The organism is Fibrobacter sp. UWH5 (genome assembly GCF_900142505.1).
In the GTDB taxonomy this organism is placed as follows: domain Bacteria; phylum Fibrobacterota; class Fibrobacteria; order Fibrobacterales; family Fibrobacteraceae; genus Fibrobacter.
Genome location: NZ_FRBB01000030.1, coordinates 1 through 15,719, shown reverse-complemented (window position 1 = coordinate 15,719; position 15,719 = coordinate 1). Strand labels below are relative to the sequence as shown.

Annotated in this window: 17 protein-coding genes and 1 pseudogene; 17 read left to right on the top strand and 1 reads right to left on the bottom strand. The window is 39.7% G+C overall.

Features of this window, described 5'->3' with window-relative positions; translation table 11 throughout:
* Positions 1-318 (top strand): annotated as a pseudogene (locus tag BUB38_RS16490) (hypothetical protein); the annotation flags it as partial.
* A gap of 119 nt (positions 319-437) precedes the next feature.
* Here the strand turns inward: BUB38_RS16490 and BUB38_RS15120 are convergent.
* Positions 438-641, bottom strand: a complete 204-nt coding sequence (locus BUB38_RS15120) for an RpnC/YadD family protein (protein ID WP_073161571.1) — start codon at positions 639-641, stop codon at positions 438-440.
* A gap of 375 nt (positions 642-1,016) precedes the next feature.
* On the opposite strand from BUB38_RS15120, the gene BUB38_RS16165 reads away from it, so the two are divergent.
* The 16 genes from BUB38_RS16165 (at position 1,017) to BUB38_RS15040 (ending at position 15,631) form a co-directional block, all read left to right on the top strand.
* Positions 1,017-1,367, top strand: a complete 351-nt coding sequence (locus tag BUB38_RS16165; RefSeq protein WP_139258482.1) for a hypothetical protein — start codon at positions 1,017-1,019, stop codon at positions 1,365-1,367.
* 264 nt (positions 1,368-1,631) lie between these two features.
* Positions 1,632-2,117 carry a PglD-related sugar-binding protein gene (locus BUB38_RS15110; RefSeq protein ID WP_073161569.1) on the top strand — a complete coding sequence of 162 codons (486 nt, stop codon included), beginning with the start codon at positions 1,632-1,634 and terminating at the stop codon, positions 2,115-2,117.
* Positions 2,118-2,130: 13 nt separating this feature from the next.
* Positions 2,131-2,745: a sugar transferase gene (locus tag BUB38_RS15105; RefSeq protein WP_073161568.1), complete on the top strand. Its 615-nt coding sequence runs from the start codon at positions 2,131-2,133 to the stop codon at positions 2,743-2,745.
* The gene (locus tag BUB38_RS15100) at positions 2,742-3,620 is read left to right on the top strand and encodes an NAD-dependent epimerase/dehydratase family protein (protein ID WP_073161567.1); all 879 of its coding nucleotides are present in this window, start codon (positions 2,742-2,744) and stop codon (positions 3,618-3,620) included. Before BUB38_RS15105 ends, BUB38_RS15100 begins: the two co-directional genes overlap by 4 nt.
* A gap of 38 nt (positions 3,621-3,658) precedes the next feature.
* The gene (locus BUB38_RS15095) at positions 3,659-4,831 is read left to right on the top strand and encodes an AAA family ATPase (protein ID WP_073161566.1); all 1,173 of its coding nucleotides are present in this window, start codon (positions 3,659-3,661) and stop codon (positions 4,829-4,831) included.
* Positions 4,828-5,268: a hypothetical protein gene (locus BUB38_RS15090; RefSeq protein ID WP_083542260.1), complete on the top strand. Its 441-nt coding sequence runs from the start codon at positions 4,828-4,830 to the stop codon at positions 5,266-5,268. Before BUB38_RS15095 ends, BUB38_RS15090 begins: the two co-directional genes overlap by 4 nt.
* Before the next feature lie 21 nt (positions 5,269-5,289).
* A complete protein-coding gene (locus BUB38_RS15085) occupies positions 5,290-5,490 on the top strand; it encodes a hypothetical protein (RefSeq protein ID WP_073161565.1) in 201 nt (66 codons plus the stop codon).
* Positions 5,491-5,493: 3 nt separating this feature from the next.
* Positions 5,494-6,627, top strand: coding sequence for a glycosyltransferase family 4 protein (locus BUB38_RS15080; RefSeq protein ID WP_073161564.1), 1,134 nt, complete (start codon positions 5,494-5,496; stop codon positions 6,625-6,627).
* Positions 6,624-7,736 carry a glycosyltransferase family 1 protein gene (locus tag BUB38_RS15075; RefSeq protein WP_073161563.1) on the top strand — a complete coding sequence of 371 codons (1,113 nt, stop codon included), beginning with the start codon at positions 6,624-6,626 and terminating at the stop codon, positions 7,734-7,736. The genes BUB38_RS15080 and BUB38_RS15075 overlap by 4 nt, the downstream gene beginning before the upstream one ends.
* Positions 7,733-8,599 (top strand): WaaS/CpsH family glycosyltransferase, encoded by an 867-nt coding sequence (locus tag BUB38_RS15070; protein WP_073161562.1) that lies wholly within the window; start codon positions 7,733-7,735, stop codon positions 8,597-8,599. Before BUB38_RS15075 ends, BUB38_RS15070 begins: the two co-directional genes overlap by 4 nt.
* A gap of 1 nt (position 8,600) precedes the next feature.
* A complete protein-coding gene (locus BUB38_RS17100) occupies positions 8,601-9,749 on the top strand; it encodes an EpsG family protein (protein WP_073161561.1) in 1,149 nt (382 codons plus the stop codon).
* 48 nt (positions 9,750-9,797) lie between these two features.
* Entirely contained in the window at positions 9,798-10,814 is a 1,017-nt protein-coding gene (locus tag BUB38_RS15060; protein WP_139258481.1) for a hypothetical protein, read from the top strand.
* A 17-nt stretch (positions 10,815-10,831) separates the two neighbouring features.
* The gene (locus BUB38_RS15055; RefSeq protein WP_073161559.1) at positions 10,832-11,917 is read left to right on the top strand and encodes a polysaccharide pyruvyl transferase family protein; all 1,086 of its coding nucleotides are present in this window, start codon (positions 10,832-10,834) and stop codon (positions 11,915-11,917) included.
* Between the two features lie 405 nt (positions 11,918-12,322).
* The gene (locus tag BUB38_RS15050) at positions 12,323-13,840 is read left to right on the top strand and encodes an oligosaccharide flippase family protein (RefSeq protein WP_073161558.1); all 1,518 of its coding nucleotides are present in this window, start codon (positions 12,323-12,325) and stop codon (positions 13,838-13,840) included.
* Between the two features lies 1 nt (position 13,841).
* Entirely contained in the window at positions 13,842-15,026 is a 1,185-nt protein-coding gene (locus tag BUB38_RS15045) for a Coenzyme F420 hydrogenase/dehydrogenase, beta subunit C-terminal domain (RefSeq protein WP_073161557.1), read from the top strand.
* Between the two features lie 161 nt (positions 15,027-15,187).
* Entirely contained in the window at positions 15,188-15,631 is a 444-nt protein-coding gene (locus tag BUB38_RS15040) for a nucleotidyltransferase family protein (protein ID WP_083542259.1), read from the top strand.
* Positions 15,632-15,719 lie beyond the last annotated feature (88 nt).

Genomic DNA, 15,719 nt, shown 5'->3' with positions numbered 1-15,719 from the left:
GATATGTTCATGTCTCAACTCAGTGAAAAGAAAAGACAAGATGAATACAATACCCGCCTTGCCAGCGCAGTACTTAAAGCGGAAGCTGCTGCAAAAGAAGCGGCAAAAGAGGCTGCAAAAGAAGCAGCAAAGGAAGCAGCAAAGGAAGCTGCAAAAAAGGCTGCAAAAGAAGCAGCAAAAGAGGCTACTAAGAACAGAAATGTTGAACTCGCAGTGGCTATGCTGAAAGACGGAATGGACTTTGCTATGGTTGTCCGTTACTCTTGCCTTTCTTCCAAGGAAGTTCTTAAGCTGAAAGCATCCCTAGAGAAGGGTTAAAGCAGGACAACAAGCGCTAACTATATAATAAAAGCTGATGGTTCAAAAACCACCAGCTTTTTTCAGGGTGGCATCCTGAACGCAGCCGTAGGCGGAGTTGAAGGATCTAGATGTCAAAATCACTGCATTTCTTTCTGCAGTCCAAGAACTTCTGCTTCGGAAAGGCCTGAATACCTGCAAATTCTTTCAACAGGTTCGTTATCAGCAAGCATCCTACGCGCGACAGCCACCTTTTCTTCGCCCCGTGTTTCTGCCCGGCCTTTCTCAAGCCCTTCCGCAAGTCCCTTCTTGTAGCGAATGTTCAGTTCCTGTTCGAGAGTCATATAAGCCTTCTTTGCGACGGGGGGGATGTTCTTATTACGCTTAATATAAACCGCGTCTCCTCACGCAGTCAAGGGCCGCAATTTAGGCCTTCGTTTGCAAAAAAAACGGGTAAATAGTGCAAATTGACTCGTTTATCCCCAGAAAAACTTTGTTGAAATAAATTTGTAAGCTGATTTGTCGGCTAAAAACAATCTTTGTATGACAAGATAAACTATTTTTACCCCCGTTTGTTAGTGTAATGGAAGTTAGTCTGTGAAACGCAGATTAACTTTTCGTTTTTAGAGATATGATTGAATTATGTGGAAGAAAATAAAGAAATTATTTAGTGCATTTAAGTTCCCGGCGAGTTTGGTTTCAGGAGCGCGGAACCCGATGTGTTGCTGAAGAAGGACAATCCTGTTTATTGTGGCAAGAAGCAACCCGATGACATAGTGTCCGTAGAAGTTCAGCACAAGGGTAGCGAAATCTTCAGCGACCGCTTGATGCTGTACGTGGCAAGGCATGTCGGCCGCATGGTGCCTGTGGGTAAGATGAAACCCCTGGACAACCTGAACATGATCTGCTTCCAGCTCTTCGATACCTATCCGTGGAAAATGAGCCATGATTATCGCCATACGATCCAGATGCGGACTCAGAACAACATCGTTTACTTTGCCAAGCTCCTATCTTCAAGGCCTTGCATGAGAACGCAAAAATGTGTAGCTTTAACAGCGAATATTTGCTGAAGGAGTCCATGCATATGACTGACATTGTCTACGAAAGGTACGTTGCTGCCCTTGAAGGTCGTGAAGAAGGACTCAAAAAGGGACTTGCAGAACCTTAAGGTACAGGCGGAGATGTCTGCTAATTAGGACATTTCATATATGTTTTTGAGAATGGCCTGGGCGATGCCCGGCCTTTTCTCGTTTTTGGCTTTTTTGTTCGTTTTTTTGTATAGACGTTTGCTCTCTAAAATGCTACCTTTTGCTTGCATTTTATGTGTGGGTATAATGGATAAAAGCAGAAGTCTCTTGATTATTGGGGCGGGACAATTCGGAATGGTTGCTAAGGAAGCTGCCTTGGCAATGTCCTGTTTCGACAAGGTAGACTTCGTAGATGATGCTAGTCCTTTAGCAATTGGTAAAGTTGCAGACCTCGAAACATTGGCGGCAGACTATTCCCTGGCTTTCATCGCCATCGGCAATCCCGAAATCCGTGCCTCTCTGGCCGAAAAAATCCAGGCCGCAGGGTTAACCCCCGCAACCCTTATCCACCCCAGAGCCTACGTAAGCCCCAGTGCCACCCTGGCTCAAGGCTGTATCGTGGAACCCATGGCCGTGGTGAATGCCGCCGCTCAGGTCGGCAAGTTCTCCTTTGTCTGCGCCGGGGCCATCGTGAACCATAATGCTCAGTTGGGGGAGTTCTGCCACATTGATTGCGGTGCTTTGGTAAAGGCCCGCGAAGTTATCCCGCCCAAGACAAAAATTGAACGCTAAAAAGGTTGAGTGAATGTACAAGCTTTTTTTTAAGAGATTGATCGACATCGTGCTTTCGGGCATCGGCATCGTGGTTCTTGCGATCCCCATGCTCATCATTGCTATTGCCATCAAGCTGGATAGCAAGGGGCCCGTACTCTTTAAGCAGAAACGTGTCGGCCTCCACAAAACCCACTTTAACATCCTCAAGTTCCGTACCATGCGTACCGACACCCCAAAGGATGCCCCCACCCACGAACTGAGCGACCCAAAGAAGTGGATTACCAAGGTGGGTGGATTTTTGCGCAAGACCAGCCTCGATGAACTGCCCCAGATGTTCAATATCTTTGGTGGAACCATGAGCATCATCGGTCCCCGTCCGGCTCTTTGGAACCAATACGACCTGATCGAGGAACGAGACAAGTATGGTGCCAATGATGTACCCGTAGGATTGACTGGCTGGGCTCAGATTAACGGCCGTGACGAACTGGAAATTCCCGTGAAGGCAGCCCTCGATGGCGAGTATGTAAAGCGTCAGAGCTTTGCCTTTGACTGCAAGTGCTTCTTTGGCACCATCACCAGCGTTCTTAAGAGCGATGGCGTGGTAGAAGGCGGCACCGGCGAAATGCATAAGCAGGAGAACAAATGATCAACATCCTCATCACCGGCGCTAACAGCTACATCGGCACCAGTTTTGCCAACTACCTTGCGGAACCCCAGTTCGCAGGCATGTACAACGTGGAAACTCTCGACATGATTGGCGAAGCCTGGAAATCCCATGACTTTAGCAAGTATGATGCCGTGTACCATGTGGCAGGAATTGCCCATAGCGATAACGGCCCCATAAGCGAAGAACGTGCTAAACTCTACTACGCAGTAAATACCGACCTTACAGTTGCTTGCGCCCAAAAGGCCAAGGAAGCTGGTGTAAAGCAGTTCATCTTTATGAGCAGCGCCATTGTGTATGGCGATAGCGCCCCCATTGGCAAGCCCAAGATGATTACTCGCGAAACCCCGGTGAACCCAGCCAACTGTTATGGCGATAGCAAGGTTCAAGCCGAGAATGGTTTGCGTCCCCTGGATTGCGAAACTTTTAAGGTGGTGATTCTTCGTCCGCCTATGATCTTTGGCAAGAACAGCAAGGGAAACTATCCGCTGCTGAGCAAGCTTGCTCGTAAGCTCCCGGTGTTCCCGAAAGTCGACAATTGCCGTAGTATGCTTTACATTGGCAATCTGGTGGAATTCGTTCGACTTATGATCGAAAATCAGGAACAGGGTACGTTCTGGCCTCAAAATCCCCAGTACAGCAACACCAGCGACGTAATCGCAAAGATTGCCAAGGCACATGGCAAGCGTTGCGTGCTGATTCCTGGATTCGGCTGGGCATTGAAGATCCTGAGCCACATTACCGGCTTAGTGAACAAGGCTTTCGGTAACCTGGCTTACGACCAGGAAATGAGCAAGTACAAGGTGGACTACCAGAAGTATAGCCTGGAAGAAGCTATACAGAAGACGGAGAAGTAGTCTAGTCGGAATTTATTGTTTATATTGTAGCGGAAACTATGGATTCATTACAGATAAAAAATTTTGGAGCAATTAAGGCGGCTTCTTTAAAGTTAAAGAGGGTTAATGTACTTATTGGCCCGCAGAGTTCTGGCAAAAGTACCATACTGAAAGTTGCTTCTTTTTGTAAATGGATTGAAAAGAAAATCCAGCTATCGCAGGATCCCGATGAATGGCTTGCGCCTCAGGTAATAAAGGATCAGCTGTTGACCTTCCATAAGCTGGAAGGCTATGTGAATGGTGCTGCCGAAATCGTGTATAAGTCCAAAACGCTGCAATTTTCCATAACGATTGAAGAACTTGGCGAGATTAAGACTTCCTTTGCTTGGAACAAGGCTAGGCATTGGGATTATCTACGTACAAAAATTTCGTACATCCCTGCAGAACGAAACATTGTTGCTTCCATCCCCAACTGGATGGATATCAATTTTGGCAGATTCAATAATATTCTGGATTACATGGCCGAATGGGAGTCTGCTCGCTGGAGTTATTCAATAAAAAAATTGGATATTCTTGGACTGGGCGTCTTGTATTACTACGACGCCTTGCAGAAAAAAGATAAAATTGTGGTTGGGAAAAAGACTCTGGATTTTGTAAACGCCTCCAGTGGTCTTCAGTCTTTAGTACCTCAGTACGCCCTCCTTTCTCACCTGTTTGACGGATTACTATACGAAAACCTAAGCGTAAGCCGCATGCAGTCCAACGAGTTTATCAAGGGCGTTATTGCCGCCGAGCCGTCCATAAAGAATAAAGAAGACGTAACGGATCGTTATGTGACCAGCTGTGGTATAAATGTGTTCTTGGAAGAGCCTGAACAGAATCTGTTCCCTAAGGCCCAATATGAACTGGTTAAGTGGTTGGCTTGTGAACTGGATGGCAACCCGAACAACACCCTTTTTATGAGTACCCACAGCCCGTACATTCTGTCTTCAATCAACAACTTGCTTCAGGCCGAAGAAACCTCGGGGCAGGGGACTGAGGCCAAGAACAAGGTCATAAAGATTATGGGGCAGTCTGATTTTGTTGCGTTTGATGATCTTAGCGTATATGCCATAGAAAAGGGTAGGGTTAAGAGTCTTCTAGACGAAGAAAGCAAGCTTATAGATCAGACAGCCCTTGATGCGGTGTCTTTGGAAATATCCCAAGAATTTTCGAGGTTGCTTGATATATGAAATCTTGGCTGAAATCCCTGCCCGCGAAGGACGTTGCCAAGGTAACCGAAAGCAACATAAAGTTCGAAGAAAATAAAAGTAAGATTGTTTTTGAAAATAAGGGTAACAAAACTTGCTACAAGATAAATGTAGATGGAGGTGCTGTTACAGACAACGAGCTACGTTGTGATAAAATGCTGGTAGACGAGGCTCTGGCTGCATTTTATTATGTTGAACTTAAGGGTGAAAATATCGAACATGCCATAAAGCAATTGGAAGCTTCGTTAAAACGCACTGCCTTGACACCAGTTTGTGCAAAGAGCAAGACATCTATTGCTGTAGGCAAGAACCATTTTCCAAAGACTTCGACCCTTATCCAGCGAAATGTAAAGCTTTTTAAGAAAGCCTACGGTGCAACTCTGGAAGTTCTTTCTACCCCGGCAAGAAAGTCTATATAACTCTGCGAGTTAATAAGGTTTATGACAAGCAGCCAGAAGAAAGTAAAGCAGCATATTACTGCCAAGATGACGATGATGCTCATGGAACGCCATGGCATGGCTTTTGTCGATGCTCTCAAATTCCTGCTGCAGTCTTCCATGTACAAGAGCTTGTCGAAAAATACGTACTTGCTTGAACAGGGCGACCTTTTCTTGTATGAACAGCTAGAAAAGGAGATGTAGGGGATGGCAACTTCGAAGAAAACCGTCCTTATTTTGGTGAATCACGAGATCGTGATTTACAATTTCCGCCTTGAACTGGTGGAAAGATTGCTTGCGGACGGTCACGAAGTTCACATTAGCTGCCCTGGTGGCGAAAAGATTGACGAACTGGTTAAGCTGGGCTGCATACATCATGATATTGAGATTGCCCGCCATGGAACGAACCCCGTAACCGATGGCAAGCTTATCCTTGGCTATGTAAAGTTGCTTCGCCAGGTAAAGCCGGATATCGTATTCAGCTACACCATTAAGCCCAACATTTATGGTGGCATTGCGTGCCGCCTGCTGAATGTACCCCAGGTGGCCAACATCACCGGCCTAGGCACCGCAGTAGAAAATCCTGGCTTGACACAGAAGATTACTCTCGCTCTTTACAGGTTCGCCTTTAAGAGAATCAAGCGTATATTTTTCCAGAATACCGAAAATAGACAGTTTTTCATAGACCATAACCTGTATTGCGATAAGCATGGCTTGCTCCCTGGTAGTGGAGTGAACCTGGAACGTTTTGCGCCCTTGCCTTACCCGGATGATTCCAGAATACAGTTTGTGTTCATCAGCCGTGTAATGAAGGAAAAGGGCATTGACCAGTATCTTGACGCAGCCCAGCATTTTTATTCTTTACGTCATTGCGAGAAGCGTAGCGACGAAGCAATCCAGGAATGTGTATTCCACGTCTGTGGTTTTTGTGAAGCTGAATATCAGGGTAAGCTCCAAGAACTGGCGGACAAGGGCATTGTAAAATACCATGGCCTGGTCCGTAACATTAAGGAAGTTCTTGAGTATACCCATTGTACCATTCACCCAAGCTTTTATCCCGAGGGCTTGAGCAACATCTTGTTGGAAAGCTGTGCCTGTGCCCGCCCGATTATCACCACAGATCGAAGTGGCTGCCGCGAGGCCGTTATGGATGGAGTGAATGGCTTTGTTGTAAAGCAGAAGGACTCTGCGGACCTCATAGAAAAAATCGGTAAGTTCTTGGCCTTGACACATGAACAGAAAAAGAAGATGGGCGAGGCTGGTCGTGCGATGGTGGAAAAGGAATATGATCGCCAGATTGTGGTGGATGCGTATTTGAAAGAGATGGAGAAAGTAGGATGATTCGTATTTTGCATGTATTAGGCGGCCTTGATCGTGGTGGTGCTGAAACCATGGTTATGAATCTATATCGTGCCATTGATCGTAACCAGGTGCAGTTTGATTTTATCATCCATACCGAAGAGCGTCAAGCTTACTATGATGAGATTATTGCCTTAGGTGGAAAAATTTATAGCTTGCCAGCTTTTAATGGCAAGAATTTTTTTGCCATGCGTAAGTTGTGGAAGAATTTCTTTAAGGAACATCCAGAATACAAAATTCTTCATTCTCATGTTCGTAGTTATGCTTCTCTTTATTTGCCTATAGCAAAGAAAGCTGGTTTAAAGACTATTATCCATAGTCATAATACATCAAATGGACATGGTTTAGCTTCTTTTGTAAAGCGAATAATGCAGTACCCTATCCGTTGGCAGTCTGATTATTATTTTGCTTGTTCTAAGGAAGCTGGAAAGTGGTTGTTTGGAAATAGAATTGTCAATGGGAGTCGGTATTTTTTGTTGCCTAATGCGATTGATGTAAACGCATATGCTTTTGATGAAAGGATGCGTACTAAATATCGTAAAGAATTTTGTCTTGAAAATAAATTTGTAATTGGACATGTTGGACGATTTGCAAAACAAAAAAATCATGATTTTTTGTTGGATGTTTTCAAATCAGTGTATGAACGGAATTCTTCTGCGAGATTGTTGCTTGTTGGGACTGGTGAACTGATGGACGATGTTAAGAAAAAGTGTGATGACATGGGTATTTCCGAATGTGTTTTATTTTTGGGAAGCCGTTCAGATGTTGCACAGTTGTTTTCTGCTATGGATGTTTTTGTTTTTCCCTCATTGCATGAAGGTTTACCTGTTACTGTTGTTGAAGCTCAAGCCGCAGGAATACGTTCGTTTATATCCGATAAAATTACTAGAGATGTAGAATTGTCAAATTTGTTAACATATTTGTCAATTGATTCAGGTATCGAAAGTTGGACAAATGAAATTCTCTCTTGCCAAATTGAAAGAGTTGATTTTTCAATGAATTTAAAAAATGCCGGCTTTGATATCTTTGATTCTGCTAAAAAGCTGAGTACGTTATACTTTGATATTTTGAAAGGTTGGGATTGTTTATGATTATTATAAACTGTGATTTGTTTGGTGAACAGATTGAACAAGGTGGTGTCAAGCATGTGAAGTTATGGAGTAAAATTACAGTTTTGTCTTTACGTTTAGGGATGTTTTTTAGAAAAATGCATGTCTATCGCTTTGGAAATATCAACAAGCAGTTATATAACCTAAAAGATGATTGTATTGTCGTATTTGATAATGGAATTAAAGAAAATTCTGTATTGAAGTGGCTTGCAAAACGTTATTGTAAATCGAGACTGATTTTTTACTATTGGAATCCTGTTTTTACTTCAATTAATCCTAAAAAAATACCAAAAGAGTTTGAACTATGGTCTTACTCTCCGAGTGATTGCGAACGGTATGGAATGCGCTATAATTCTACATTTTATTTTCAATCGTTTTCAATGGAATATGCCCCTATTAAACGGGATGTGCTTTTTGTTGGAAAAAATAAAGGTCGACTTGATGGATTGAAAAAAATAGAGAAGGATCTTGAAGATAATCAGTTATCGTCTTTGTTTTACATTACTGCTTCCCATCCTCGACTAAAACAAAAAAAATATAAAAAATTTATCCCATATAGCAATGTTTTAGATATGGTGAATGAGAGTGCCGCTGTGTTAGATTACTATGTTGATCCTCTGGCGGGATTGTCTCTACGTTCGATGGAAGCTCTGTTCCTAAGAAAAAAAATGATAACTAATAATCAAACGATTTGTAATTATGACTTTTATAAGAGTCAAAATATTTTTGTTATGGGATGTCGGCCCATAAGTGAGTTGCGTTCTTTCCTTTATCAACCTTATGCTGAAATTGAAGAAAGAATAAAAAAGAATTATACTTTTTGTGAATGGTTGAAACGATTCTAGAATGTTTACAACGTTTCTTTTTATATTGATTGTAATTTATATTACTTTCAACGTATTTACAAAAATGCGGGTTTCCGTTGCGGAACTGCTTTTTTTGGTGTTTTGTTTAATATTTGTATCCAGCATAACAGACGCACCGGATGTTAACAATTATTTTATTGAGTATACTTCGAAGTATTATAATCCTAAGGATGCTGGTTTTTATGGTTATATGCTTTTTTTTAAACAAATGGGTCTTGACTTTTTTGAGTTTAAAACATTGCATTTGATGTTGTGCACCGTAACCCTTTTTATTGCTTTGAAACTTATAATTCCGAATATCAATGGGGTCGTTTTTTTGTATTTATGTTGTCCCTACTTATTTAACGTGGTTCAAATACGGAATTTTGCAATATTATCCTTGGTTACTTTGGCGTACGCATTTTTGTTGCGGTTAAAAAGAAAGATCGTAGTTTATATTGTATGGTTTGTCGTCATTATTCTGGCATCCTCTTTTCATATTGCTGCATTAGCATTTCTTCCATTTGTGTTTTTGTATGATAAAGATAAATTCTTGCAAAAGATGATGCTTTGTTTGCTAGTCATATCGGTCGCTTTAGTATTTCTTTCAAATGTGTTTTTTGCTAAATTTTTGATTAGTGTACTGTCTTTTTTTGATAGTTCATCTAGAATGGATATGTATATGGAGCGAACAGCGAAATTTGGGCCGCTCTTTACGATATTAAAAGCCTTAATGATGATATACGTGTCTAAAAAGGCGTACTTTATTACAAGTATACAATCAAGATTTGATATCTTTAAATACGAGTCTGATCTTATTTGTATAACCAATCGCTATTCTAAAAATTTATTTCTTTACAGTTCTATATTTTGGCCTTTATATGTTTGGGGAGGGTCTTTTATGCGATTGATGCAGAATGAATACGTTTTGCTGTATATTACACTTTTTTCAACAGTCCATGTTTACAAAAAAATTCCAACCGTAATAATCAATTATTTTAAATTAAATGATGCTCTTTTAAAGGTAATTGTAGTATTTGTTCTTTTTATGATTTTAAATATTGGCTCAATAGCATTCCCCTTAGATATGCTGTTGGATCCAATTTTTGGAAATTTGAAATTTATGTATGCTTTTACGAGATCTAAGTGAGAATGATGAATGAGTAAACGAATAGTATATGTTTTGTGTCCTGCTAATATGAAGTCTGGAGGTGTAGATGCTTTGCACCAACTTGTTTTCTATTTAAACTATATAAATATTAATTCGGCTATAGTGTATATAAAAAATAATTTTGATAAAAAAAATATTGCAGTTTTAGATCGATATAAGCCTTATGTTCAAAATTTTTTAGTTGAAGATGATATAATTGATTCCTCGGAGAATGCTGTTGTTATAACGGAATCTTTTACGAAAGTACGCTGTAAATTTAAAAATGCTAAAATTTTTATTTGGTGGTTGGGAATTAATCAAAACTTAACATATACTTTTTGGAAAAAACTGTGCTTCTTTATGACCATTCCCTTACGAATGATAAAAAATTGGGATTATTATAAAAATAATGTGTTATCTGTGATTTCGAATGTTCTTGATAAAGAAATCTATCCGTTTAATGAAGAATCTCCTTTGATTACACATATGTGCGCCTCGTTTCATGCTTATGATTATGTTTTGCAAAAAAGTAAAAATGAAGTTGTTTTGTGTATAGAACCGATTAGTAAATTATTCCTGGAACATTATTTCCTGGAAAAAAATAGTGTTCAAAAAAGTAATCGGGAAAACGTTGTTCTATACAATCCTTCTAGAAATTATAACGATGTAATTAAATTACTATCGGAAACTGATGCAACTTTGAAATTTGTACCCTTGCAAGGTTATAATCAACAACAATTAATTGAAAAGTACAAAACTTCAAAATTATATATTGATTTTGGCGCATTTCCTGGAGCAGAAAGAATTCCTAAAGAAGCTGTATTGTTTGGTTGTGCTGTTATTACAGGGCGTTTGGGCTCTTCAAATTATTATGGGGATGTTCCTATTCCTGATGAATATAAATTTAAGAACCCCAAAGCATCTATTAATGATATAATCGTTAAGATTCACCATATTTTTGATAATTTTGAATATGTCTATTCTGATTTTGATGAGTATCGTAATACCGTATTGAATCTTGAAGAAAACTTTGTGAAGTCTTTGAAAAAAATTTTTGTTGAATGATTTGGAGTGAATAAAATATGAGATTAGGTGTTGTGACTTTTTGGCAAACGGCAGATAATTTTGGCCAAATTTTGCAATTGTACGCTTTGCAAACGCTTCTTAAACGTTTGAATCATTCTCCAATATTAATTCGGACGAAGATGACAAACCAAATTTGCTTAAAATTAAAGATAAAAAAATTTTTGAATGAATTCTTGTTCGTGCAAAAACTGAGATGTGGTGGAAAATTTTTTTCGTCTTTTTTTAAACGATATATCTTATATACAAAAAAAATTTTTAAATCAAAAAAAGATTTTGATGACGCTGATTTAAATTTTGATGCTGTAATTTGTGGTAGCGATGTTGTTTGGAGTGAAGGTGTCGGCTCTGGGGATTTTGGAGAATTGTGCTTTTTAGATTTTGTGCGTAAACCGATAAAGAAAATTTCTTATGCTGCAAGTTTTGGTACAACAAAGCTTTCTAAAGAGTTTTCAAATTTTGTGAAGAATAAAATTTCAGATTTTAATGCAATTAGTGTAAGAGAATGTTCTGGTGTGGATATTTGTTCTGAACTTGGGCGCAGGGATGCTGTTTCTGTATGTGATCCAACAATGCTGCTTGAAAAAGAAGACTATGAATCCTTTTTTAAAACAAGATGTACTAAACATGAAATGTTTGGATATTTTATCGGATGGAAAACTGAAATTCCTGAAAAGGAAATAAGAGAATATGCTGTAAAACGTAAAATGAAATATTCTCGTCTTGATTGTCAAAATAAAAAAATAAGTCTAAAACGTTTTTTCAAAAGAAAATCTGTTTCTGGTTGGTTGGAAACATATTTTCATTCGTCTTGTATATTTACAAATTCCTTTCATGGAACAATTTTTGCTATAATCTTTAACAAACCTTTTTTGTTTTTTCCATTAGGAAATTCTGCGAAGAAATTAAATGATAGAGTTGAAAATTTGTTAAATAAATTAAATTTAAGGACTCGTATTTGGAATCCTAATATAGATCTCCAAGTTCAGATGGATGAAGTAATTGATTGGGGAAATGTGAATCGGTTAATTGGAGAATGGCGTAAATTTTCTCTAAATTGGTTGAAGAGTGCGTTGGAGTCATAATATGTATAAAGAAAGAATATCTAATTTTGAATTACTCCGAATTATTGCCATGTTTTTGGTGCTTATTGGTTCATGCAGATTATTTTTCACTAGGTACTCTGACAGCGCAGCAATGCATGGTTAATCCAATTGTGATTCTTTCGTCACTTTTAATAGTACTTATGTTTTCTCATTTGAAAATAAAGAGTAAACTTGTAAATTGGATGGCGTCATTTTGCTTTGTTGTTTTTTTAGTTCATACAAATGTAAATTTGTGTGTTCCTTATTTCAAGCAATTTGTAAATCATATTTATGAAGTGTATGATGGCTTTAATTGTTTGTTCTTGATTTTTGTTTTTTTAGTTGTTGTATTTGCAGCATCTATACTCTTTGATCAAGTTAGAAAATTTATTTGGAATTTTATTAATGCGCACATCTCAACTTAAAATAGGCGCTCTCCTTTCCTATGTAGTCCTGGTCCTCCAAAACCTGGTAGGGCTTCTCTACACTCCTTTCATGCTTCGCATGATGGGTAAGTCTGAATATGGGCTTTATTCCATTGCAGCGTCCATCGTTGCCTATTTGACAGTTCTGGATTTGGGCTTTGGTAATGCCATTGTTCGCTATACGGCAAAGTATCGGGCAGAGGGGAAGCAGGAAGAACAGTACAAAATGTTTGGAATGTTCTTTTTGTTGTATTGCTTGATTGGTGTAATTGCTTTGGCTGCTGGTGGAGTTCTTTACATTAACGCCGAGAATATTTTTGATTCGTCCATGACGGCGAATGAAATGCATCGTACGAAAATCATTCTTGCCTTGATGGTAATGAACCTAGCCGTCACTTTCCCGTTTAGTCTTTTTGGATCCATTATTACAGCTTACGAACAATTTGTATTCCAAAAGGTTATTGCTATCGCCCGTATTGTTCTTAATACGGCGACGATGATTGTTTTGCTGAATTACGGTTATAAGGCTGTTGCCATGGTTGTGGTAACCACAATCTTCAATTTTATTACGTTAGGCTCAAATTTTTGGTATTGCAAGCGAATCCTAAAAATAAAAGTCAAATTTGGTGCATTCCAATGGGGATTTCTTAAAGAAGTATCCATCTATTCTCTATGGATTTTCTTGAATGTGATTATGGATCGTATTTATTGGAGTACTGGTCAATTCGTTCTTGGTGCATTTGCAGGAACAGCTGTCGTTGCCGTCTTTGCTGTTGCGATACAGTTTGAACATATGTACATGAGTTTTTCAACAGCCGTAAGCGGGGTCTTTTTGCCAAAGGTTACGGCTATGGCTGTAAAAGAAACGGATGGCAAGGCTATTTCTGATTTGTTTATCAAGACCGGGCGAATTCAGTATTGTGTCATGGCTTTGATTCTAACAGGATTTTTCCTTTTTGGCCGCCAGTTTATCAATCTTTGGGCAGGAGAAGGTTATTCCGATGCTTATGTGATTGCCTTGTTGTTCTTTGTTCCGCTGACGGTTCCTTTGATTCAAAATCTTGGAATTACCATCTTGCAGGCTCGCAACCAGATGAAGTTTAGGTCTCTGTTGTATTTGGCGATTTCATTGGTGAGTCTGGGTGCCCAGATTCCGCTGGCAAAATATTATGGAGGAATCGGCTGTGCCTGTGCCATTGCTGGTGCATTGGTATTGGGGCAAATTATTGTAATGAACATCTATTACCAGGTTAAGCAGAAAATCAATATCGTTAAATTCTGGGTCGAAATTGCGAAAATGACCATTATCCCTGGAATTATGACTGTTGGAGGATATTTTGCCCTGCAAAATTTTGATTTAAATTCCTGGATTTCACTTGGCGCAGGAATCGGCGTTTATCTAATTGTTTATTTGCCGTTGTTCTTTGCTTTCTCCATGAATGGATATGAACGAAATCTTATTTTAGCTCCTATAAAAAAGATTCTAAAAAGAGGATAGAATGGGCATCCCCGTTTTGAATTGTTCTTCTTGTGCAGCATGCGCTAATGTTTGTTCTCGTGGTGCGATCTCCATGCAGCTGGATTCCGAAGGGTTTTATCGCCCGGTAATTGATGCGGAAAAATGTATCCAGTGTGGAGCTTGCGAACGTGCTTGCCCCTGGACAAAGGATGTTCAAAATCCAAATGGATCCAACGATTCTCCAAAAACGATGGCTGCCTACGCCAAGGATGATGAAATTCGTTTGGCCTCGTCAAGCGGTGGTATTTTTTCAGTTCTTGCAGAAAAGATTCTTGATGACGGTGGCGTGGTCGTTGGAGTTTCTCAATTATCTTCTACACGATTTGGTCATATTGTTATAGATAATAAGGCTGATTTGGATAAACTTCGCGGTTCCAAGTATGTTCAAGCTAATGTCGGCCTGATTTATAAAGAAGTCCGAAACTTGCTGAAGGAAGGGCGCAAAGTTTTATTCTCAGGAACACCTTGCCAGGTTGCGGCATTGTATTCTGTTCTCGGCAACAGCAAGTACGAAAATCTTTGGACCGTTGATATCGTCTGCCACGGAACGCCCAGCGTGAAGGTTTGGGAAAAGTTTGTGGGTGAGACAGAACGAAGCACGAATGGCTCTGTGAAACAGTCGTTCTTCCGAGACAAACGTCTTGGATGGAGATTGTATTCAATGACTAACGTCATTGAATACAGCTCAGGAGACTGTTTTCAAAAAACGAAGCCGATGAACAAAGATGAATATATGCGCGTGTTCTTGCAGAATATTTGCTTGAACAAATCTTGTGCGGATTGCCACTATGGTAAATTGCCCCGCATTGCGGATATTACTTTAGGGGATTATTGGAATATAGCTAGTGTTCATCCGGAAATGGATGATAATAAAGGGACTTCTGTGGTGCTTTTGAATACTGTGCAAGGAGAAGCTTTATTCGAGACTATCTCAGGGAATGTCTATGTTTGTGATTCTTCCCTTGAAAAGGCTATTGCTGGCAATCCTTGCATTGTTCGTTCAAGTAAGGAACATCCACGTCGTGCGGAGTTCTTCGCGGAGCTGGATTCCTATCCGTTAAATAATCTAATAAAAAAATATTGCCCCTTCCCGCCGCGGCATGTTTGCATATACAGGAAAATCCGCGGCATCCTTGGCCGTGTGAAGAGAATGATATTGAGATAAATTAGATTTCCCTTTTGTGAGTATGGTTGCCTTTTTTTTCAAATTATTGCAAGTATCTTTGGTTGTTGATGCTGAATCAGCTCTTCCAAAAAATCTTTCCAGTGAAGAGTGGCAATGGATTTATAAGCAATCAGTAAAGCAATGCCTTGTTGGTGTAATGTATTGCGGAATTCAAAAACTTCCGGCCGCCCAAAAGACCTCCTAGGGAAATTTTGTTACAGTTTGCTTATCGGGCCAACCTGATCCGACAAGTAAATGTTCGAATGAATACCACTGCAGCAAAGGTTTCCCAACTTTTCGAAGAGAAGGGCTTGCATCCTGTGATTTTGAAGGGCCAGGCCAATGCAAAATTGTATCCGGATCCGTTTTCACGTCAAGCAGGGGATATTGATGTTTTGATTGATGGTGGCCGAAGTGGAGTTTTGGGTGCCCTAAGGTCAATGAATATGATTGATGGGGCTGAGGTAAGTAAGCATCACGTTCATTTGCCCTCAAATTATTTCAACGGAATTTCAGTAGAAGTTCATTTTGTTCCTACATCAAGCTTTTCTCCTTCAAACAACCGGAATTTGCTGAAATTTCTTAACGGCGAGTTAATATCTTAACTTCCAGAAAAGTTAACACTAGAAGCGCTATTTGAAGGTCCGTTTGCGAAAATTCTAAAAATTTTCAGGAAAACCTCTTGCAACGGTC

Bases quoted from the DNA above. Each gene is read 5' to 3' on its own strand.
- BUB38_RS15100 (WP_073161567.1), top strand. From the start codon at position 2,742: ATGATCAACATCCTCATCACCGGCGCTAACAGCTACATCGGCACCAGT.
- BUB38_RS15095 (WP_073161566.1), top strand. From the start codon at position 3,659: ATGGATTCATTACAGATAAAAAATTTTGGAGCAATTAAGGCGGCTTCT.
- BUB38_RS15075 (WP_073161563.1), top strand. From the start codon at position 6,624: ATGATTCGTATTTTGCATGTATTAGGCGGCCTTGATCGTGGTGGTGCT.
- BUB38_RS17100 (WP_073161561.1), top strand. From the start codon at position 8,601: ATGTTTACAACGTTTCTTTTTATATTGATTGTAATTTATATTACTTTC.
- BUB38_RS15110 (WP_073161569.1), top strand. From the start codon at position 1,632: ATGGATAAAAGCAGAAGTCTCTTGATTATTGGGGCGGGACAATTCGGA.
- BUB38_RS15090 (WP_083542260.1), top strand. From the start codon at position 4,828: ATGAAATCTTGGCTGAAATCCCTGCCCGCGAAGGACGTTGCCAAGGTA.
- BUB38_RS15060 (WP_139258481.1), top strand. From the start codon at position 9,798: ATGAAGTCTGGAGGTGTAGATGCTTTGCACCAACTTGTTTTCTATTTA.
- BUB38_RS15045 (WP_073161557.1), top strand. From the start codon at position 13,842: ATGGGCATCCCCGTTTTGAATTGTTCTTCTTGTGCAGCATGCGCTAAT.
- BUB38_RS15085 (WP_073161565.1), top strand. From the start codon at position 5,290: ATGACAAGCAGCCAGAAGAAAGTAAAGCAGCATATTACTGCCAAGATG.
- BUB38_RS15080 (WP_073161564.1), top strand. From the start codon at position 5,494: ATGGCAACTTCGAAGAAAACCGTCCTTATTTTGGTGAATCACGAGATC.
- BUB38_RS15105 (WP_073161568.1), top strand. From the start codon at position 2,131: ATGTACAAGCTTTTTTTTAAGAGATTGATCGACATCGTGCTTTCGGGC.
- BUB38_RS15120 (WP_073161571.1), bottom strand. From the start codon at position 641: ATGACTCTCGAACAGGAACTGAACATTCGCTACAAGAAGGGACTTGCG.
- BUB38_RS15055 (WP_073161559.1), top strand. From the start codon at position 10,832: ATGAGATTAGGTGTTGTGACTTTTTGGCAAACGGCAGATAATTTTGGC.
- BUB38_RS15070 (WP_073161562.1), top strand. From the start codon at position 7,733: ATGATTATTATAAACTGTGATTTGTTTGGTGAACAGATTGAACAAGGT.
- BUB38_RS15050 (WP_073161558.1), top strand. From the start codon at position 12,323: ATGCGCACATCTCAACTTAAAATAGGCGCTCTCCTTTCCTATGTAGTC.